The sequence below is a fragment of the Sorangium aterium genome, from assembly GCF_028368935.1.
Lineage (GTDB): Bacteria > Myxococcota_A > Polyangia > Polyangiales > Polyangiaceae > Sorangium > Sorangium atrum.
On record NZ_JAQNDK010000001.1, the window covers coordinates 2,397,794 to 2,417,211 of the forward strand.

Annotated in this window: 13 protein-coding genes and 14 tRNA genes; 7 read left to right on the top strand and 20 right to left on the bottom strand. The window is 71.7% G+C overall.

Features of this window, described 5'->3' with window-relative positions:
* Nucleotides 1–225 precede the first annotated feature (225 nt).
* The 4 genes from POL72_RS52135 (at nucleotide 226) to POL72_RS08590 (ending at nucleotide 5,519) form a co-directional block, all read left to right on the top strand.
* A complete protein-coding gene (locus POL72_RS52135; protein WP_444547638.1) occupies nucleotides 226–1,086 on the top strand; it encodes a hypothetical protein in 861 nt (286 codons plus the stop codon).
* Nucleotides 990–2,585 (top strand): serine/threonine-protein kinase, encoded by a 1,596-nt coding sequence (locus tag POL72_RS08580; protein WP_272094549.1) that lies wholly within the window; start codon nucleotides 990–992, stop codon nucleotides 2,583–2,585. Before POL72_RS52135 ends, POL72_RS08580 begins: the two co-directional genes overlap by 97 nt.
* 320 nt (nucleotides 2,586–2,905) lie before the next feature.
* Entirely contained in the window at nucleotides 2,906–3,922 is a 1,017-nt protein-coding gene (locus tag POL72_RS08585; protein ID WP_272094550.1) for a hypothetical protein, read from the top strand.
* A gap of 382 nt (nucleotides 3,923–4,304) precedes the next feature.
* Nucleotides 4,305–5,519 (top strand): formylglycine-generating enzyme family protein, encoded by a 1,215-nt coding sequence (locus POL72_RS08590; RefSeq protein WP_272094551.1) that lies wholly within the window; start codon nucleotides 4,305–4,307, stop codon nucleotides 5,517–5,519.
* Between the two features lie 9 nt (nucleotides 5,520–5,528).
* Here the strand turns inward: POL72_RS08590 and POL72_RS08595 are convergent, their stop codons facing one another.
* Nucleotides 5,529–5,927 carry a hypothetical protein gene (locus tag POL72_RS08595; protein WP_276596611.1) on the bottom strand — a complete coding sequence of 133 codons (399 nt, stop codon included), beginning with the start codon at nucleotides 5,925–5,927 and terminating at the stop codon, nucleotides 5,529–5,531.
* Between the two features lie 229 nt (nucleotides 5,928–6,156).
* Here POL72_RS08595 and POL72_RS08600 point away from each other — a divergent pair, with 229 nt between their 5' ends.
* From POL72_RS08600 to POL72_RS08610, 3 genes are all read left to right on the top strand, one after another.
* The gene (locus tag POL72_RS08600) at nucleotides 6,157–7,767 is read left to right on the top strand and encodes a DUF4215 domain-containing protein (protein ID WP_272094552.1); all 1,611 of its coding nucleotides are present in this window, start codon (nucleotides 6,157–6,159) and stop codon (nucleotides 7,765–7,767) included.
* Nucleotides 7,768–7,881: 114 nt separating this feature from the next.
* Nucleotides 7,882–8,877, top strand: a complete 996-nt coding sequence (locus tag POL72_RS08605; RefSeq protein WP_272094553.1) for a PQQ-binding-like beta-propeller repeat protein — start codon at nucleotides 7,882–7,884, stop codon at nucleotides 8,875–8,877.
* A gap of 751 nt (nucleotides 8,878–9,628) precedes the next feature.
* Entirely contained in the window at nucleotides 9,629–10,204 is a 576-nt protein-coding gene (locus POL72_RS08610; protein WP_272094554.1) for an HPF/RaiA family ribosome-associated protein, read from the top strand.
* A 74-nt stretch (nucleotides 10,205–10,278) separates the two neighbouring features.
* Here POL72_RS08610 and POL72_RS08615 read toward each other — a convergent pair whose 3' ends face one another.
* From POL72_RS08615 to POL72_RS08705, 19 genes are all read right to left on the bottom strand, one after another.
* A complete protein-coding gene (locus POL72_RS08615) occupies nucleotides 10,279–12,495 on the bottom strand; it encodes a serine/threonine-protein kinase (protein WP_272094555.1) in 2,217 nt (738 codons plus the stop codon).
* 113 nt (nucleotides 12,496–12,608) lie between these two features.
* Nucleotides 12,609–13,127 (bottom strand): HNH endonuclease, encoded by a 519-nt coding sequence (locus tag POL72_RS08620; protein WP_272094556.1) that lies wholly within the window; start codon nucleotides 13,125–13,127, stop codon nucleotides 12,609–12,611.
* A 60-nt stretch (nucleotides 13,128–13,187) separates the two neighbouring features.
* Nucleotides 13,188–13,260, bottom strand: a tRNA-Leu gene (locus tag POL72_RS08625).
* A gap of 4 nt (nucleotides 13,261–13,264) precedes the next feature.
* A tRNA-Leu gene (locus tag POL72_RS08630) sits at nucleotides 13,265–13,346 on the bottom strand.
* 15 nt (nucleotides 13,347–13,361) lie between these two features.
* Nucleotides 13,362–13,435, bottom strand: a tRNA-Pro gene (locus POL72_RS08635).
* Nucleotides 13,436–13,480: 45 nt separating this feature from the next.
* Nucleotides 13,481–13,554 (bottom strand) — tRNA-Pro (locus POL72_RS08640).
* An 86-nt stretch (nucleotides 13,555–13,640) separates the two neighbouring features.
* Nucleotides 13,641–13,714 (bottom strand) — tRNA-Glu (locus POL72_RS08645).
* Nucleotides 13,715–13,812: 98 nt separating this feature from the next.
* Nucleotides 13,813–13,883 (bottom strand) — tRNA-Gly (locus POL72_RS08650).
* A 178-nt stretch (nucleotides 13,884–14,061) separates the two neighbouring features.
* A tRNA-Ala gene (locus POL72_RS08655) sits at nucleotides 14,062–14,133 on the bottom strand.
* Between the two features lie 207 nt (nucleotides 14,134–14,340).
* A tRNA-Asp gene (locus POL72_RS08660) sits at nucleotides 14,341–14,412 on the bottom strand.
* A gap of 7 nt (nucleotides 14,413–14,419) precedes the next feature.
* A tRNA-OTHER gene (locus tag POL72_RS08665) sits at nucleotides 14,420–14,544 on the bottom strand.
* Between the two features lie 75 nt (nucleotides 14,545–14,619).
* Nucleotides 14,620–14,691: transfer RNA gene (locus tag POL72_RS08670), tRNA-Arg, on the bottom strand.
* Nucleotides 14,692–14,874: 183 nt separating this feature from the next.
* The gene (locus POL72_RS08675) at nucleotides 14,875–16,554 is read right to left on the bottom strand and encodes a TROVE domain-containing protein (protein WP_272094557.1); all 1,680 of its coding nucleotides are present in this window, start codon (nucleotides 16,552–16,554) and stop codon (nucleotides 14,875–14,877) included.
* Between the two features lie 99 nt (nucleotides 16,555–16,653).
* Nucleotides 16,654–16,728 (bottom strand) — tRNA-His (locus POL72_RS08680).
* 12 nt (nucleotides 16,729–16,740) lie between these two features.
* Nucleotides 16,741–16,813 (bottom strand) — tRNA-Pro (locus POL72_RS08685).
* A 99-nt stretch (nucleotides 16,814–16,912) separates the two neighbouring features.
* Nucleotides 16,913–16,984, bottom strand: a tRNA-Asn gene (locus POL72_RS08690).
* 95 nt (nucleotides 16,985–17,079) lie between these two features.
* Nucleotides 17,080–17,153, bottom strand: a tRNA-Lys gene (locus POL72_RS08695).
* Nucleotides 17,154–17,594: 441 nt separating this feature from the next.
* The gene (locus POL72_RS08700; protein ID WP_272094558.1) at nucleotides 17,595–17,777 is read right to left on the bottom strand and encodes a hypothetical protein; all 183 of its coding nucleotides are present in this window, start codon (nucleotides 17,775–17,777) and stop codon (nucleotides 17,595–17,597) included.
* A 313-nt stretch (nucleotides 17,778–18,090) separates the two neighbouring features.
* A complete protein-coding gene (locus tag POL72_RS08705; RefSeq protein WP_272094559.1) occupies nucleotides 18,091–19,329 on the bottom strand; it encodes a tetratricopeptide repeat protein in 1,239 nt (412 codons plus the stop codon).
* Nucleotides 19,330–19,418 lie beyond the last annotated feature (89 nt).

The window sequence follows — 19,418 nt, forward strand, 5'->3', positions numbered from 1 at the left end:
CGATGAGGTTGGGCGATGGAGGGACGCGGCGCCGTGTGGAGCTGCAGCGCCGGTGTGCCGCGGAGGGACGTGCGTGACGCCGCCGAGCTGTGTCGGACTGGCCGAGACGTGCGGCCCTGACAGCAACGATGGCAGTCGGAACGCGGGAAGCCGGGGGTCCGGGGGCGGAGCCCGCGGCCCGGCTGCAGCGCCGGTGATCGCCGTCCGGATGGAATCGCTGCTCGCCTGGGTGGCCGAGCGGGTCGCCAAGTTCCCTCGCGACATCGCTTCACCGTCAGCGACCGCCTTCTCCATGCCTGCCTCGACGTCACCGAGCACCTCGTCGAGGCCTCCTCCCTTCGCGACAAGCGCGCCGACCTCACCGCCGCCTCGCGCGGCCTGGTCCGCGCCCGCGTGCTCATGCGGCTCGCCCACACCCTCCGCTGCGTCTCCGAGGCCCAGCGCCTCCACTTCGCCCAGGAGAGCGACGAGGTCGGCAGGATGCTCGGCGGCTGGCTCTGCACGGCCCACCCGCGCGAAGCTCCCCCCGTCCGGCGCCCGTACGGGCCGGACGGCGTCGCGAGGGACGCCTCGGACCGGGTGATCCGCGGCGGGAGCTTCAACAACGATGCGTCTTCCCTGCTCTCCTCCACGCGCAACGACGACGACCCGTCGGACCGCGACAATGACGTCGGGGCCCGGTGCGCGAAGACGATGACCTTCCCCCTCGCGAGGACACCCGGAGCCGGTGCGATCACGGTCGCGCCGGGCGTGGTGCTCCACGCGTGGTGCTCCACAGTCCACCCTCGCGGCGCCGCGCCCCTCGGGGCGCGAAGAGCGCCCGCGGCGCCCGCCGCGGGCTCCCCCGGGCCGAGCCGGCGCGGGTGCAGGCGCAACCGCACCGCCTCCCCCCGCGCCCCACGCGGCGCGCTGCCTCCCGGGTTCGTCACCGGCGGACAGCGGCCCTCCGTCCCCTTGACGCCGCCCACCCGGCGCGTGAGCCTCGGCTCGTGTCGGTCATCCTTGCGGAGGGGACGGTCTTCGCGCGCCGCTACCGCGTCGTGCGCCTCATCGCCGCCGGCGCGATGGGGGCCGTGCACGAGGTGATTCACCTCGAGACCGAGCGCCGCCGCGCGCTCAAGGTCATGCACGCTCACCTCTTCCAGAGCGAGGAGATGCGCGAGCGCTTCAAGCGAGAGGCGCGCATCGGGGCCAGGGTCGAGAGCGAGCACATCGTCGACGTCTTCGACGCGGGCGTCGACGAGGCGACCGGAATGCCGTTCCTGGTCATGGAGCTCCTGCGCGGCGAGGAGCTCGGCGAGCGGGTCGAGCGCGCCGGCCGCCTGCCGCCCGCCGAGGCCGTCACCTACCTCTACCAGACCGCGCTGGCCCTCGACCGGACCCACGCGGCGAGCATCGTGCACCGCGACCTCAAGCCCGCGAACATCTTCCTGTCGCAGCGCGAGGACGGCTCGGTCCGCGTGAAGATCCTCGACTTCGGCATCGCCAAGCTCGTCGCCGAGGGCTCCACCGCCGCGGGCGCCACGAGCAGCCTCGGCACGCCGATCTACATGCCCCCCGAGCAGTTCCACGGCCGCACGAGGCTCACCGGCGCCGCGGACATCTTCGCGCTCGGCATGATGGCCTATACGCTGCTCGTGGGCGCCTCGTACTGGGATCCCGAGGCGAGCACCGTCGACGGCGTGTTCGCGTTCGCGATGATCGCCGTCGGCGGCCCGCAGGAGCCGCCGGTGCAGCGGGCGCGCTCGATGGGCGTGACGCTGCCGCCGGCCTTCGACGCGTGGTTCGCCCGGGCCACGGCGGTCGATCCCGCGGCGCGGTTCCAGCGGGCCACGGACGCGGTGCGGGCCCTCGGCGAGGTGCTCGGCGTCCCCGTCGCCGGCGGCCAGGCGACGTTCCCGAGCCCGCCGTCCTGGCCCGGAACGGCCCCCACCGCGGCGAAGGTGGCCCCCGCCGCGGCGGCGTTGTCCCCCGCCCTCGTCACGACCGAGCCGGCCCCGGCGGCGGCGATGAGCGCGGGCGCGGAGCGCGACGCGCGCTCGTCCGGTCCGGCGCTCGTGGGGAGCTCGACCGGCGTCGCGGTGTCCGGCATGCTGTCCAGCCCGTCGAGACCGAGCCGCGCCCCGCTCGCCGCGGGGCTTTCGGCGCTCGGGCTCCTCGTGCTGCTGGGCGGCGGCTGGCTCGCGCTGCGCGCCAGCCGCGGCGGTGAGCCGGCGGCGGCTGACGTCACGACGGCGGCAGCGACGCCGGAGTCGACGGCGGCAGCGCCCGAGCCGACCCTCGCACCGGCGCCCGCGTCGACGCCCGAACCAACCCTCGTGCCGGCGCCCGCGTCGGCTCCCGCGGCAGCGGAACCGTCCGCCACAGCGCCGCCTCCTCCCGCCTCGACGACGGCGCCGCGCGCGCCGTCCATAGCGGCAGTGCGAGTCTCCGCGGCACCCACGTCGACAACGCTCCGCCCGGGTGCGCCGTCGCGGGCCCCCGCGGCCAAGCCATCGCTATCGGGCCCCAGGCCGCCCTCGAGCAACAAGAAGCCGCCCGCGCTGCAGCCAACGACATCGACCTCCCCGTACGGCCGGTATTGAGCTGCACCTCCGCGGCAGCGCCGGCTCGCGTCCTGCGCGCCGAGCTCCGCGTCCACGGCAACACCGTGCGCGCCCTGGGCGCCCAGCGCCACCTCCTCTTGCCCCCGAGCGGTTCGAGCGCCGTCGTGAAGAGCACGGCACGGCGCCCCGTTCCCCTCTCCTTCCTCCCCTTCCCCGCCTTCCCACCTCGCCGCCTTCGTGCTCCAATCCGCCCGCCCACCGCGCCAGTGCCCGCGTTTCCCGCTCTCTCCTCACCTGCCGAGTGCCAGCGCATGACCCCTTGTCTCCGCCGCTCCGCCCCTCTCCTAGCCGCCCTCGGCGTGCTCTCCCTCTCGGCTCCTGCGGCGGCGCAGGACATCGCTGCCGCCGAGGCGCTCTTCGAACGGGGGCTCGCCGACATGCAGGCAGGCCGTTACGAGACGGGCTGCAAGGCCCTCGCCGAGAGCGAGCGCATCGACCCTCAGCCCGGCACGCTCTTCACGCTGGCGTCCTGCGAGGCCCAGTGGGGCCGCATCGCCACGGCGGTCGCGCGCTTCAAGGACTACCTGGCGCGTTTCGATCGGATGACGCCGGCCGAGCAGGCCCGCCAGGGCGAGCGGCCGAAGCTCGCGATGAAGGAGCGCGATCGGCTCTCGCCCCGGATCCCGAGGCTCGCGCTCTCCTTGCCGCCGGGGGCGCCGGCGGGCACCGTGGTCCAGCGCGACGGCTCCGTGCTGGGCGAGGCCGCGCTGGGCGTCGCGCTGCCGGTCGACCCGGGAGATCACCGGGTGTCGATCCAGGCGCCGGGAGAGCCCGTGCGGGAACAACACGTCACGATCGCGGCGGGCGAGACGAAAGAGCTCACGCTGGCGCTGAAGGACGCGCCGGCCGCCCGAGCCCCCGCGCCGCATCCGGCGTCCCCGACGCCCGCCATCGTGCCGGCGCCTGCACCGGCCCCGCCGGATGCGCCGGAGGCGCCCGCAGGCCGTCGAACGGCCCTCTACCTGGCGGGCGGGCTCGGCGCGGCGGGCTTCGTGCTGGGCGGCATCACCGGCGGGCTCGTGCTCGACAAGAAAGGCACCATCGACGAGCACTGCGGCAGCGGCATCCAGGCCACGGACCCGAAGGCCTGCGACACGACAGGGCGCGACGCCGGGGACAGCGCGAACACGCTGGCCACGGTGAGCACCATCGGGTTCGCGGTGGGCCTGGCCGGGGCCGGGACGGCGCTCGTCCTTTATCTCACCGAGCCGAAGACCGCGGCGCGGGCGGCCAGCGCGAGCCCGAGGTGGATCAGCGCGGGCGTGCTGGAGGCAAGGCCAGAGGGGGCCGTGTTCGGCGCGCGAGGGCGCTTCTGACGCCGGCGATAGCGCCTGCGTAAGAGCAGCTCCTGGGGACGGGACGGCCTCGTCGTCCACAGGCCAGCCGGACGGGCGCACGCGGTGGAATGGCGCCGTCTACCGCGGCCCCACGCGGCGTCCAGCGAGCGATCCCGCGATGCCCCCGCGAGCCAGCCGTCGCTCCTCCGCCCATCTCACGATGCCCCCGCAAGCCAACCGTCGCTCTCCCGCCCATCCCGGAGTGCCCTCACGAGCCAGCCGTCGCTCCTCCGTTCCCGAAGAGTGAAGCGCGTCGAGCGCAGCCATACCGCTGGAGGCGGCGCAGCCGCGCGCATCGCCGGATATGATCGCGGGCGCGCGCCGCGGTGGACAGCGCGGGGAGAGCGGCCCAAGAGGAGATATGAAGAGCAAGCGCACGCGTCGGTGGTGGTGGGCGGCATCGGCCTTCATGGCGAGCGGTTGCACGGCGATACTGGGGCTGGACAAGGACTATCACCCGTTCGAAGGCGCAGGCGGCGACGCCGTCTCCGGCGGAGGCGACGCAAGCTCGGGCCGCGGCGGCGCCGGCAATGGCAGCGGCGCCGGCAACGGCAGCGGCGGCGGCGCCGGCGAGTGCACGCGCGGCGACGCGCGGTGCTCGGACAACTGGCTAGAGCGGTGCAACGACCGCGATCAGTGGGACGCCCCGGAGCCGTGTCCTGCGGAGGCGCCCGTGTGCAGCGGAGGGGCGTGCACGACGCCTCCGAGCTGCGAAGGGCTGCCATCGACGTGCGGGCCGGGTGAAAGCGAGAGCTGCTGCGCGAGCGCGGTGGTGCCCGGGGGGACCTTCGACCGCGGCAACGATGCTGCATATCCAGCGACGGTGAGCGACTTCCGGCTGGATCGCTTCGAGGTGACGGTGGGGAGGTTCCGGAAGTTCTTGGAGGCGTACCCCGGCAGCCAGCCCGCGGCCGACGCGGGAGCGCACCCGGGCATCCAGGGGAGCGGGTGGAACCCGGCCTGGAACAGCGAGCTGCCCCCGGACGCGGCGGCGCTGAGAGCAGCGGTGATGTGCAATCCGGACAACGCGGACATGCGGACGTGGACGGAGGAGGCGGGCGCCCATGAGCACCTGCCGATGAACTGCGTGAGCTGGTATGTCGCCTTCGCGTTCTGCGCGTGGGACGGGGGCCGGTTCCCGACAGAAGCGGAGTGGAACTACGCGGCGGCCGGCGGGGACGAGCAGCGGCAGTATCCGTGGTCGAATCCGCCGGAGTCGACGACCATCGACGCGAGCTACGCCTCCTACGATTGCAGGGAGAGCACGGCGCCCGGCTGCACATTCCAGAGCGACTTCAGCGACATCGTGCACGTCGGGTCCCGCTCGCCGAAGGGCGACGGGCGGTGGACGCAGGCGGATCTCGGCGGGAGCATGCGGGAGTGGATGCTGGATGGGTACGGGACCTATCCGGCGGAATGCGTCGACTGCGCCAACCTGACGGACACCTCGAACCGGGTGGTCCGCGGCGGGAGCAGCTTCGGCACAGCGAGCTATCTGCTGACGTCCGAGCGGGTCAGCGTCGCGCCGTCGGCGCCCTATTACAGCCTCGGCGTGCGGTGCGCGAGGACGCCGTAGCGGCCGCGCTCAGCCGAAGAAGTCGAACGCCGTCCCGGCGCCCCGTTCGCGCGCGGCGGCGTAGATGACGCGCGCGAGCGCGACGTCCTGGATCGCGAGCCCTGTCGAGTCGAACACGGTGATGACCGCTTCACCGCGCCCGCTCGACTTGCCCGCGACGACCTCGCCGAGCGTCCCATGGATGTGCTCGCGGCGCAGGGCGCCCGCGTGCAGCGGCACGTTGACCTCACCGCTCTCCGTCGCCTGGTGCCAGTCGTCGATGATCACGCGCGCGTCCCGGAGGATGCCGGGATCGAGCTCCTGCTTGCCGGGCGCGTCGGCGCCCATCGCGTTGATGTGCGCCCCCGGACGGACCCACCCGCGCTGCACGACCGGCGCGCTGGCGGGCGTGGGCCAGTGGGCTCGCATGCTACGCACGCCGCCTCCGTGCGCTCTCTTTCCGCGAAACGGCCCGCTGTCCTGCGCGGATCGCGCATGACGAGCGCGGCGCGCGGCAAACGCGGCGCGCCAACGAACACGGATGCCGTGAACCGGGGGTTGGCAGGCGAAGCCGTTGCACTGAAGATGGTCCGGCGCTGCGCCGTGGGGTGAAGTGCACCTCGCGTCTCGACAATCTCTCGTCTGGTGGAGCGGGTGGATGAACGTACGACTCGTTGCAGGTCTCTTTGTGCTCGCGCTCTCGACGACCGCTGGGTGCGGCGGCGATGACGGCGAACGTGGCGAAGGCGGCGCCGGCGGCTCCGGCGGCGCCGAGCCCACGGGCAGCGGCGCCGGTGCGTCGGACGCGACCGGCACGGGCGGCAGCGGTGGCGCCGAGCCTACGGGCACCGGCGGCAGCGGTGGCGCCCAGCCCACAGGCACCGGCGGCGCCGAGCCCACGGGCACCGGCGGCGCGGGTGGCGCCGAGCCCACGGGCACCGGCGGCTCCGGCGGCGCCGAGCCCACGGGCACCGGCGGCTCCGGCGGAGGGAGCCCCGCGCCCTATGGAGCGGCGTGCACTCGCGATGCGGCCTGTCCCGAGGACTACTGCATCACCGAGCGCGAGTGGGGATGGCCGTCGGGAGCCTGTGCGGGCCAATGCGATCCCGCCGTGGGGGACTGTCCCAACGGCGGCCTCTGTGAAGATTTCGGCGAGGGCCTGGGGTTGTGCCTCCTTCGGTGCAGCGGGCCGGACGATTGCCGCGACGGCTACCGGTGCGGCGAGATCAGCGGCGAGCGCACCGCGTGCATCCCTGGGTGTACCGAGAACTCGCAGTGCGCGGCGCTCGGCGTGTGCGACACGCTCGACGGCCTCTGCAAGCTCGGCGAGACGGACTGCTCCGACGGCAAGGACGACGAGGGCGACGAGCGCGTCGACTGCGCGGACAGCGACTGCGCCGCGACCTGCCGCCCGCTCGTCGACGCCGCCTGCGCGGACGCGCCGCCGGCGACGACGACGACGATCGAGGGCGATACGTCGCTGGGCACGCGCGTGTTCGAAGGCACCTGCGGGGGCGTGGGGCCCGAGGAGGTCCACCTGTTCACGCCTCCCGCCGGGCAATCGGGCACGCTCCGCGTCGTGCTCCAGTCGGGGAGGGATCACGTCCTCTACGCCCGCACGGCATGCGCGGACGGGTCCACCGAGCTCGCTTGCCAGGACAAGACCGCCCCCTCGGGTGCAGGGCCTGAAGAAGAGGTGATCGAGATCGTCGTGCGCAAGGACCAGGAGGTGCCGATCTTCGTCGACGCCGTCACGTCCGATGGCGCGGGGACGTACACGCTGGATCTCTCGTTCTCGCGGGCCATGTGCGGGGACGGCATCGTCAGCCCGCCCGAGGAGTGCGACGACGGCAACACCGTCAACGGCGACGGCTGCTCCGCCGAGTGTATCCTGGAGCTCGACGACATCTGCGCGGACGCGCCCGTGGCCGTCCTCGGCGAGAACCGGGGCGACACGGCGAGCGGGACGATGGTGTTCGAGGGCACCTGCACCAGGACCGGGATGCGGGAGGGGATCCACGCGTTCACGCCGGCGAGCGCCGGCAGGCTCAGGCTGGTGCTTTCCTCCGCGACCGACCAGGGCTTCTACGTGCGGACCGGCTGCACGGGCCGCCAGCTGACGTGCATCGAGGAGCAGATCGAAGGCCGCGACGAGAGGACCGATATCGCTGTCGACGGCGGCGTGCCGCTGTTCATCTTTGTCGAGCCGTACCGCTCGCGAGACGCCGGCCCCTACACGCTCAACCTCTCCTTCACGCCCGCCCGCTGAGCTCCCGCGCCTCGGAGCGCCCTCTCGCCGGGGCGGATGCGGTACGCTGCGCGCGTGCTCGCCGCCCCGCCTCCGCCTCTGCCACCTCGCCCCGCACGCTGGCTCGCCGCTGCGTTGCTCGCCGTATGCGCGTGTCAGCCGCCCTCGGCGCCGCCGGCCCGCGCCTCCCAGGACGCCGCCGCGCCGCCCCCTGGCGCTGCCGGCGCCGCGACGCCGGCGCCTCACGACGGCGCTCCGCCGCCGCAGCCCGCGCCGCCCCGCCGCGGCGGCAACGGGAAGCCGGCGCTGGTGGCCGCGGACGACGGTGCGGCGCTCGATAGCCGGTCTCCGGTGAGGCTCCCGCCGCCGCCGTTCGGCGCGGCGCTCTTCCGGCGCGCGCCTGCCGGAAGCTCCGCTGCGCCGCGCCTCGTGAAGGTCGCCGAGAAGAAGAACCAGATCACGGACGAGGCGGCATGGTTCACCACGAACGGCCTCGCGCTGCCCATGATCACGGCGGCGCCGAACGCGGACGCCGGCGGGGCGAGCGACACCTTCCCCTCCTTCGCTCCCGAGCGCTACCGCGATCACGTGCTCGTCAAGGCGATCGGCCACGGGGACCACCTCGCGCTGTTCTACGGCCCGAACTTCGCCGAGGCGCGCTTCGTCGCGATCCTCGACGCGGCGCACACGATCGTCGCCTTCTTCGACCTCGAGAGCTTCCTCATGCCACCTGAGTTCGATCCCAAGGAAGCCGGCTTCGTGAAGGGCAGCATCGGCTGGGCCATGGTCGAGGACGGCGTCCTCTACATCTCGTCGGGGCACAGGACGTATGCAGCCTCGTCGAAGGGCAAAAACGCCTACCTGTCGGCCATCGAGCTCGCCTCGGGACAGCTCCTCTGGCAGAGCGCGCCGCTGGTCTGCAACGCCGAGAACTTCGCCTTGCATGGAGATCACCTCCTCTGCGGATACGGCTTCACGGCCGAGCCGGATTTCCTCTATGTCCTCGAGCGCGCCACCGGCAAGGTGGTCTCGAAGCTGCCGCTGAAGAGCGGCCCCGAGTTCCTTGTCGAGAAGGACGGCAAGCTCTTCGTCCGCACCTACGACACGGATTACGTCTTCGAGATCCGCTGAAGCGGCGCCCCGAGGCGCCGAGGAGCGAGCTCGAGACAAGGCCACGGCGAGCACGAGGGCGAGCTCGGGCGCACGGCGCACGGCGCAGGGCGAGCCGAGCGGAGGAGCGCGCGCCGGCGGCGCGGCGACGTTCGCGGCGCGAGCGCTCGCCCTCGTGCTCGCCGTCCTGTCGCTGCTCCTGCGCCGCACGACGACACAACGACGCACCGCGCGCACGTGCTCCCGATCGGCACGGCGGGCGGGCCTTCGCGTCGCTCCGCGCTCCGAGGGGCCGTCGTGGTCGCGGCGCCTCGCGGCGACCCCTGATGGCAGAGCTCGTCAGGAGCGGACGGCATCGCTCCCGGCCCCGACACGCATGGAGCGCGGACGAGACGCGATGGAATGACATGAACCACGCCGCACGTCGCAAATTGCCCCAGGAGAGGACGCCCCGTCGCTTCGTGCCACACCACCGCGCCAGCCTGGAGATCCACGAGGGACGCAAGAACTGGCGCCCTCCGCGCAGAGCCTGCGCCTCCGCGCGCGCGCCTGGCGCGCTCGACCGCGGAGGAGCGCGCTGCGCGGCTGGTGCGCGGCTGAGCGGCCATGGCAGCGAACTTGCTACCTGAGCACGCAGAGCACACGCGAGGTGTTCACGGTCGCAGGCCAATCCCTCGGAGCCTGCGCCTCCGGCGAAGCGGGCGCATACCGACGATGCTCCCACAGCGACTGCAGTGAGGCGTCCCAGCGACGCAGGATGAAAGGAGAGAGCATGCAAGTGGAGCTCACCTTCCGACACATCGGCAAAAGCCCCTCGCTCGAGGAGCTGATCCGGGAGCAAGCGAACAAGATCGAGCGCTTCAACGACCACATCAACAGCTGCGCGGTGGTGGTCGAGCGCGACCACGCGAGCATGGGCACGGGCGGAGAATACCGCGTGCGCGTCGACCTCCACGTGGCCGGAAAGCACGAGATCGTGAGCGAGGAGCGGGCCGCGAGGAACCTGCTGCCGGCGGCGGTGCGCGACGTGTTCCAGCGCGCCGGTCGCCAGCTCAAGAAGCTCTCGCACGAGCAGCGCAGCGAGGTGAAGGCACACCCGGCGCAGGACACGGCCGGCGTCATCGCGAAGCTGTTCAACGACTACGGGTTCATCACGACGATCGATGGTCGGGAGATCTATTTCCACGAGCGAAGCATCGTGTCGGCTCCGTTCTCCGATCTGAGGGTCGGCATGGGCGTCGCCTACACCGAGGAGGACGGCGACGAGGGGCCCCAGGCGAGCAGCGTGCGCGTCGTGGACGCGCGCGGCGGCAACCGTGGCCGCGAGGAGATCCCTACGCTCAGCTAACTGGAATGCACAGGCGCGCGGGGCTCGGACGCGCGGCGCGAGCCCCGCTTCCCCGCTGTCCGCCGAGGTCGCGGCTATATCGTCGTATCTCGTCGCCACCGCCATCGGGGCGCCGGCCGAGGCCTCGAGTCCACCGGGGGCTCGGCCGGCGGCGTCGCGATCTCCTCTCTCTCTTCCTTCGAAGGGGCCATGTCCCCGTCCGGGGGAGGCTCCGGCTGCGGCTGCGCCCTGGGCTGCCGCATGGCGCACTCCTCGTTCTGCCTCTCCAGCGCGTCGATCTGCGCGGAGGCCTCGTCGAGCCTGCGCTCGAGCAAGCCCACGCGCCCGGACTCGCGCCTCAGCTCCGACAGGGCCGCCCTGAGCTCTTGCTCTCTCGAGCGGAGGGCGGCCCTCACCCTCTCGCGCTCGTCCTCGGCCTGTCCGAGCCGCGCCGACAGGCGCTCGCGGTCGCCCTCGAGCCCGGCGATCTCGCGCTCCATGGCGCTCCTCGACTGCTCGTAGCGCTCGTCGGCCTCCGCCTTCGCGGCGGCCGCGGCCTGGGCCGCGCGCCTCGCGCGGAGCTCGGCGCCCTCGGCCAGGCGCTTCGCCTCGGTCATCGACTCCCTGGCGGAGTTGGCGCTCTTCGCGTCGTCGCTCGCCTTCATCGCGAGCGCGAGCGCCTCCTCGGTGGCGCGCTGCGCCTCGGTCATCTTCGCGAGGGCCTCCTGCGCGGAGGCGTTCGCGGCCGCCTCGAGGCGGCTGTGCTCCCGCGCGGCGCGCTCGGCGGCCTCGGCCGTCGCCCGCGCCCGCGTCGCATGCACCCAGAACACCGAGGTCGTCGCGACCATGCCCATCAGGAAGACCACGCCGAGCGCAAGGAGCACCCTCGTGAGCCGCTCGCGTCGCGCCTCCGCGCCCAGGGCCGCGTCGAGGAAGCCGCGCTCCAGGCCCGAGAGGTCGTCGATGTCCCGGGCCCACGCGGACAGCTCGTGCAGCACCTTGCCGCGCGGCAGGAGCCTCGGGGCCCTGCCGCTCGCGACCCACCTCGAGAGCGCCTCGTCGAGCTCCTTCTTCGCCCGGCCGAGCCGGTGCAGCGCCGTCGCCACCTCCGCCATGCGCGGCCGCGCATCGGGGTCGAACGACAGCACTCGGTGGACGAGGGCGACGAGATCGGGCGGCGTGGCGGCGCTCATCGGGGGCGGCCACGCTCCGCGCGGCGCGTCGGGCGTCTGCCCCTCGAGCAGCTCGTAGAGGATGACGCCAAGGGAGTAGACGTCCGCCTTGACGTCGACGCTCCCGGAGTGGCGCTCCTGCTCCGGCGCCATGTAGCTCCTCGTCCCGAGGCCCCACGCGCCTTCCTGCGTGAACGGCATCGTGGGCTGTCCCGCGCCCCCGCCGCTCGACGCGGGCCCGGCAGGCTCGACGGACACGCGCCCCGCTGCTGAGGAGACCACCCCGGGCGGGATCTCGACCGGCGCGGGGAGGACCTGGATCGCAGGCCTCTCGAGGCTCACGCGAGGAAGGCTCCGGAGCGCGTCGTCCTCGCGCGGGTCGCTCTCCTCTGGCGAGCCCCCTTCGCTCTCCGCTGTCGAGCGCGCGTCGCGCGCGGGACCGCTCGCGATCCTCGCCCAGCCGACGGCGCTCTCGGGGTCGGGTGCCATCCCCACCGTCGGCGCCGTCGGCGCCGAGAGCTCGGTGCGGAGCGTGGGCACGGACGCGGGCGCGAAGGGGCCGCTGGCCTCCAGCTCCAGCACCTCGGGGAGGCCGCCCCAGAGGACCTTCGCGATGCCGAAATCGAGGATCTTGACGCGGCTGCCCCCGGGGGCGAGCTCGTCGTCGATCACCATGATGTTCTCCGGCTTCAGATCGCGGTGGACCACCTTGGACGCGTGGGCCGCGGCCATGGCCGACGCGATCTGGTAGCCGAGCCGCACGACCTGCCGCGGCCGATCCGCGGCCGGCACGGCCTGCACCCAGTCACGCAGCCCCCGCCCGTCCAGGTACTCCATCACGATGTAGGGCGAGCCGTCCTCGAGCTCGCCGGAGTCGAAGACACGGACGATGCCGGGGTGGTTGATGATGTTGACGGCGATCGCCTCCTGCCGGAAGCGAGCCACGACGTCCGGCCGGCGGGCGTAGTCGCCGAGCAGCACCTTGATCGCCGCCCGCGCCCGCGTCTTCGGGTGCCGCGCCCGGAAGACGCGCCCCATCCCGCCGCGGCCGAGCTCCCCCTCGATGAGCCAGCCCCGCAGGATCGCGGGGAACGGCGCGTCCTCGTCCTCCGCGCGGCCTTCGGCCTGACGCGTCTCCATGCCTGCCCATCCTGCACCCGCGCGGCCGCCGGCGGAAGCCCCGACGCGCGCCGGCGCGCCCGACCCGCCGTCTGCATGACGGGCCGCGGGCGCGCCGGCGCGAGGGGCTCAGCTCACCCCGAGCTCGCGCAGTAGCCTGCCCACACCTCCGGGATGCGCCGCTCGCTCAGGCCCATGACGGGCGCAGGCGGCAGCCACTTCGGCTTCACCGGGGCGCGGAGCAGCTTCATGCCGGCCTGCTCCGGCGTACGCCCCCGCTTCGCCGAGTTGCACGCGTAGCAGGAAGCGACGATGTTGTCCCAGACGGTCTTGCCACCCTGCACACGCGGGATGACGTGATCGTAGTTGAGCTCACGGGCCACCTTCTTTTCGCCGCAGTACTGGCAGCGGAAGCCGTCGCGCAGGAGGACGTTGAGCCTCGAGAACTTCACGCCGCGCTTCATCCCCAGCGTCGGCCGCTTCAGCCGCACCACCGCAGGCGCCTTGATGGAGAGCGACGGCGACCGGATGACGTCGTCGTACACCTCGATGACCTCCACCTTGCCCAGGAAGCTCATCGTGACGGCGGTCTGCCAGGGGATGACCTTATGGGGCACCATCCATGGCGTCAAAAGCAGCGTCTGCGCGATCATGGCCCACCTCTCTATCGTCTCTTTCTCTTCATGACGTCACTCCAGGTTAGACGCAATCGGTGCCCGGGGAGGGAGTCGAACCCCCAGATGGCTGGGTCTAAGCCAGCAGCGTTTGCCGTTTCGCCACCCGGGCAGGGTGTCACCGGTGGGACTCGAACCCACATACCCCGAAGGGCGCAGGATCTCAGCCTGCCACGTATGCCGTTCCGTCACGGTGACGTCTGCGCGACGCGGTCTGAGTGGGAGGATTCGAACCTCCAGCCCCCGGCTCCCCGAGCCGGTGCTCTACCAGGTTGAGCCACACCCAGAGGGTCTTCGTCGCGCGTCGCGGCGGAGCTGTCGCTCCTCCGCGGTCTGGGTGGGGGGATTCGAACCCCCAGTCCCCGGCTCCCGAAGCCGGTGCTCTACCAGGTTGAGCCACACCCAGAAATCTATCCTCAAGATGGAATTGGCAGGCTCGCCCGCTCGGGCGCGGGCGCCCAAAGGTGCACGCTGGCGAGCGGAGCGGCCCAGTGTCCCCAGCGGGATTCGAACCCGCGCCTCCGGAGCGAAAACCCGGCCGCCTGAGCCTCTAGCGAGATGGGGACAAGGACACATGATAAGCACATGATCAGGAGAGCCGACCTGCGGCCCGGCGCCGCGACGTCGCTGGCGCAGAGCGCCGCGAGGCGCGGCCCCTGAAGGGAGCGGTGGAGGAGAATCGAACTCCCGTCGCGAGCCTGGCACGCTCGCACTCTACCGTTGAGCTACCACCGCGGGTTCATCGAAAAAAAGAGGCGGGCCGCCGGGCGCCGCGCGCCGCACATCGTGTGCGGCCGCCGGACGGCGGCCCGCCTCGGCAACGAGACGAACGAACGGGCAAAGGGCGCCGTGGGGAGGCCCCAAGGGGGAACTGCCAAGCGGCATGGTAACCCACGAGCATTGGCCCGTCCGGTGGAGCGACGAGGGGTCGAACCTCGATCCCTGCCGTGCGAAGGCAGTGTTCTCCCGGTTGAACTATCACCCCGAGCCAGCGGTCCTGGCGTCAGATCTTCATCATCGAACATTCATCTCCTTGTCTCCCCACATCCTTTACCTCCTTGTCCGTTGGACGATCATCCATCGTTCCCATTGGGTCCATCACGCTCCTTTTTTTGCGGCAGGGTGTGAAGGAATCGAACCTTCTCGCAGGAGTTTTGGAGGCTCCGCCGTCTCCATAACGCACACCCCGAGGCGCCCCCGAGGAGGATCGAACTCCCCTCACCTGATCGACAATCAGGCTGCCTCACCAGATGCATACGAGGGCAAACCAGCGCCGCCGACGGGATTCGAACCCGCGTCATCCAGATTAACGGATAACCGTCCTCCTTCGGCCCGGATCGGGCAAACGGGTGGAGAGCGGAATGTCAGGTGCTCTACCAGGCTGAGCTACGGCGGCAAGGTCGGGATCCGAGAACCGTCGTCCTTCGGCCCGGATCGGGCGAGAGAGCGGGCGACGGAGAGGGGATCCCGGCGCCCCCGGCGGGACTCGAACCCGCATCGACCGGCTTCGTAGGCCGGCCCCTATCCATTCGGGCTCGGGGGCTTTTGCTGAGAGCGGGACGCTGGAGTCGAACCACGAGAACTGTCCCTCCGCGGCCCGGGAAATCCGAGGCAAAGGGTGAAGGACAGGTGCCATCCACCATGGCGGCGTCCCGCAAAAAGAGGGTGCTTGTGAGCGCCCTCGTCGGACGGACGGGCCGGCGGAGCCCGTCCGTCACGCTGCCTGTCACGAGACACCCCGGGTGAAATCCGCCATCACCTGGGGGGCCGCCCCGTCGAACCCCACGACATCGAGCATGCCGGGGTCCGTCGGATCGGCGATGGAGAAGCCGGTCGACGTCATTCCGACGACGATCAGCCGGGCCGGTCGGCCCATTGCCTGCCGGTATTCCCTGAGCGCCTGGAACGGGTGAACGCCGCCCGCCCAGGTCTCGTTGTCCGTGTAGATGACGAACGAGTCGACCTCTACCCGGTTCCGCTTCGCCCAGACCATCGGCAACGCGCAGTCGGTGCCGCCGAAGGGCAGGCCATTCACCGCGCGCAGCACGTCGTCAAGGCGCTGCTCCGGCGATATCGACAGCGGCATGAGGCCGGAGACGCCCCCGCCCCACTTGCCGCCGTACCCGCCCGACGCCGCCGAGAAGCCGAGCACGCCGTACTCACGCTCGATCCTCGCCGTCGCCATGGCCATGGCCGCGCTCGCCACACGCGGCGTCAAGCCAGGGACGCCGGCGATGGAGCCGCTGGTCATGGATCCGGAGATGTCGAGCGCCAGGAGGAGCTTCTTCCCCGTCGGCTCGACCGCCCGGAACGCAAGGTAAAACGCCTCGTTCAGCGCGTCGACGACCTCGCGGACCGGGGTCCATGAGAGCGCGTTGGCGCGCCGGCGAGCGCGCTCACCGTGGCCCTGCTCATAGACCTTGAGGGCCGAGAGCACGGCGATGGGGTGGACCCGGGCCGCGCGCAGCCGCCCGGCGTCGGTGAGCTGTTGCGCCACCCTGCGGGACGCGTCGCTCATCGGCGAGAGCAGGCCTATCGCGGTCATCTTCCCCAGGTTCCGGAGCAGCGCTGTCTGAGGCATGTGTTCGAGCAGCGCCTCCCAGACCGCGGGGTCGTTCTTCCACTCGGTCAGGAGCATCTCGTGCGTGAAGCGATGCTGCCTGATCAGCGCGGTGATCTGCTTGCGGTTCGTCGCCGCGCGGAGCGATTCGAACGCGCGCACCGCGTCCGGCAGATCGGTCATGGGCAGCGCCTTGCCGCGCGCCGACTCCTTGCCGAGCGCCTCGATGCCGCCGACGATCCAGCGGTAAAGGGCGTCGTGCTGCGGGGTCGGCGCCACCGGGTGCGCCAGCCGCAGGAGATCGCGGTGGCTGAAGCCGTCGCGCTGCTGGTACTTCATCGCCTGGTACGCGAGCCTGTCGACGGGCTTGCCATTGTACCAGGCGGCGACGGCGGACCGGAGCCCGCGCCCCCACTTGCGGAACCCCTGCACATCGCGGGCGAAGTGGAAGAGATCCGTCCCCGTGCGGCACACCTCGGACAAGGCCGCGAGGGCGGCCTGCCGGGTCTCGAGCTCCGCATCGGCGGCGGCGATCGCGAGCGCGAAGATCGCGGGCGCGTTCTTCGGCGCTCGCCCCGAGCCGCTGATGTCGACGATGCGCTGCACGGCGCGGGGACCGTCCGCGGCGAGGCACGCCTCGACGGCGCGGGCGTTCTCCACCGTGAGCTTCCGCTCGGTCGCGTAGTAGGTCCCCCCCTCGGCGCCGAGGATCAGCCAGCGGTCGAGCCTCGCCCACTCGTCGAGGGCGAAGGCAAAGCCGCCGGCGCTGTTCTTCACCTGATCGGCGCGGGCCTTCTGCCGCTGCGGGGTGACCAGCGCGGCGAAGTGCTTCAGATAATCGGCCATCACACCACCTCCGGCCCGGGCCTCCGGGCAAAAGAGGACGGATAAAAGAGCACGCTCGGGTTGATCTCCCAAAGATAACCGAGCACGTTCGACCCGTCCTGGGTGGGCGTACGGGGATCGAACCCGCCTCCGCAGGGTCACAACCTGCCCTCTTCACCAGAAGAGAAACACCCACGCAAATCATCGTCGGGATGGCCGGAATCGAACCGGCGGATCTCCTCACCCCAGATGAGGCGCCTTTCCACTAGGCTACATCCCGCAGCGCCTGCTCGAACGAGGCGCCGACGCGCCCCCGGCCGGCGGCGAGCCGGCGCCTCGCGTGAGCGAAACGGGCCTGCCTCCCGCGATGGGGGCGCGGCTCCGGCGGGAGGAATCGAACCTCCAACCACCCGCTTAACAGGCGGGCGCTCTACCATTGAGCTACACCGGAACATGGAGGCGCAGCGCGCCTCCATCTACATCATCCTGGATTGTCACAGATCAGGTGTCCCCCACCGCCGGCGCGGCTGCGCCGGCGAGGACAGGTGGACCCGAGAGGAATCGAACCTCCAACCGTCCGCTTAAGAGGCGGCTGCTCTATCCAGCTGAGCTACGGGTCCGCGCGGAGGGCACACCTCCGCATGGCCTGCTGTGTCAGCAAGCCAATACACGTCGACCATTCCGCGAACGCATTACCCGGCGCCGTGAACGCGCGCCGCGGCGCTCATTCGCGAATCGAATGCTCCCAACGCACTCTCTGCCGCGCCTCCTTTCTCCGGGCGCAACTCCCCCACCACGGCACGCGACGACGTCGCGCGCTGCGCGCAAGACAACGCATCTCCTCGACTCGCCAGCAGCCGGCGATCCACAGCAGGCCGACAGCCCACAGCAGATCTCCAACCCACCGGCAGGCCGACAGCCCACGGCAAATCTCCAGCCCACAAGCGGGCCGATAGCCGCAACGAGCCGACAGCCTACAAGCCCCCAGAACGCCGAAGGCCGCCTGGGTTTCCCGAGGCGGCCTTCGCGAACGTCGTCGATCGACGCGTGCTTAGCTGCCTCTAGGCGCTATTCTCCGGGTTACCGAGCTTCCGCGACGGACGGAGGCTGCAAGGGTAACCTGGATTATGCGCCAAATGTTCATCGCCACCGCCCAGCAGGCGATCCCATGCCATGGCCGCATCGGGCGTTCCCGATTTGGACAGGATGGTGACGAGCTGCAGGTTGTCGTGGCGGCTAAACATGGCGAATCCTCGTGTTCGGATTAAGTACTCCCCTTGGACGGGCTGCGCAACAGAAAAGTTCCTCGAGTCGATTCTTTTTTTTCGTCGCCTTCAACGCCTTCAATACTGGCGCTCCCTCGGCGATCGCCGGTCCGAGCGCGTCGGTGCAGTCGGTGCAATGGGTGCAATCGAAGTGCCACGCCATTGTCTATTTCCAGGCGCCCGCCCTGGACCTGGGTATGCCGAGGGCGTCACGCACGTCCCACGACGGCGCTCAGGCCCCCTGAGCCGGGAGCGCCAGCAACAGGCGACCGCGCGCAGCGCACCTCGTGGCCTATTTCGTGCTGGCGTTGGTGTTGGCGCCGAGCCGAACTCGCTCGTCGCAGCCGCCGCCAGAGACGACCAGCTCACCGCCCTGCACCTTCACGTCGGCCTCGCTCCCAGCCGGCCAGCGCAGCGCCACGATCGCCCGGCCGGTGCGCGCGTCATAGAACGTCCGCTCGCGGTAGCTCGCGCCGTCCCGACAGCGCATCTCGCCATCGACCTCTCCGTCGTAGACCGCGCCCGCGCCGTGAAAGGTGCTCTCGACCACGAGCAGCCCCCCCTCGACCGAGCCGCTCACGCTGCGGATCCCATGGCAGTGCGCGGGCCAGCCCCCCGAATGACCGCCGTTCACGACCAGGAACCCGTTCGGCTTGCGGGGAAAGACCACATGGTTGCTGTGGTGCACGTACATCATGTAGTCGCGAGGGAAGACCCACGGCGGATCGCCGGCGCACGGGCTGTCCGCCCACCTCGAGTCGGGCCTGCACAGGCGCTCTCGCGCCGCGGCCTCGCTCGTCGCCTCGCCGGGCGCCTCCTCGGCGGTGCCGATCCGCGCGAGGAGATCGGTCCACGCCTTCACGGGCTCGGCGCCCTCGAGGTCGGCCTTGCGGACCTCCACGGTGCACGTCGATCTGCCGGCGAGCTTGCCGCGCGTCGCCGCCGAGGGCTTGAGCAGGTGCGCGTTGGCATAAGCGACCCGGGCCGCCTCGGCGTCGCCCGCCCTGTCGCGCAGGAGCCCGAGGTTGAACCAGATCTGGGAGCGCAGCTCGGGATCGCCCGCCCCCGCGAGCGCCGCGTCGAAATCGTCATCCGCCGCGTCGCTGTCGCCCGCGGTCAGGTGCGCGAAGCCTCGCTCCGCAAGCGCCCGCGCGTCGCTCGGGTCCGCGGCGATCGCCTCGGAGAACGCCTGGATGGCCGCCTTGAAGTCCTGCTTCTTGGTCGCGAGCCGGCCTCTCGCCAGCGCGGCCTTGTACGTGGCGAGGGCCTGCTTCTCCTTGTCGGTGAGCGGGCGCGCGCTCGGCGTGGGCGGGGCCGGTGACGCGGGCAACGCCGACGGCGCCGGCGGCGCAGCGCTGCTCGTCGAAGCGACGGCGGCAGGTGAGCTCGCCGCGACGGGCGGCGCGCTCTCGGCGGTCGGCCGCGGCGGCTGGTCACGGCAGCCCGCGGCCACGCACGCCGCGATGAAGCCGAGCGCAAGACGCCCCTCGACGTCGCGCGCGCGGCGACGGCCGGTGATTTCCGTGGTCATGGTGCGCATCCTCGCCCGTCCGGGTCGACACTGTCACCGCAGATCGATGCCGGCAGGCCGCGCTGCTCGCAGCGCCAGAGCGCGACGGC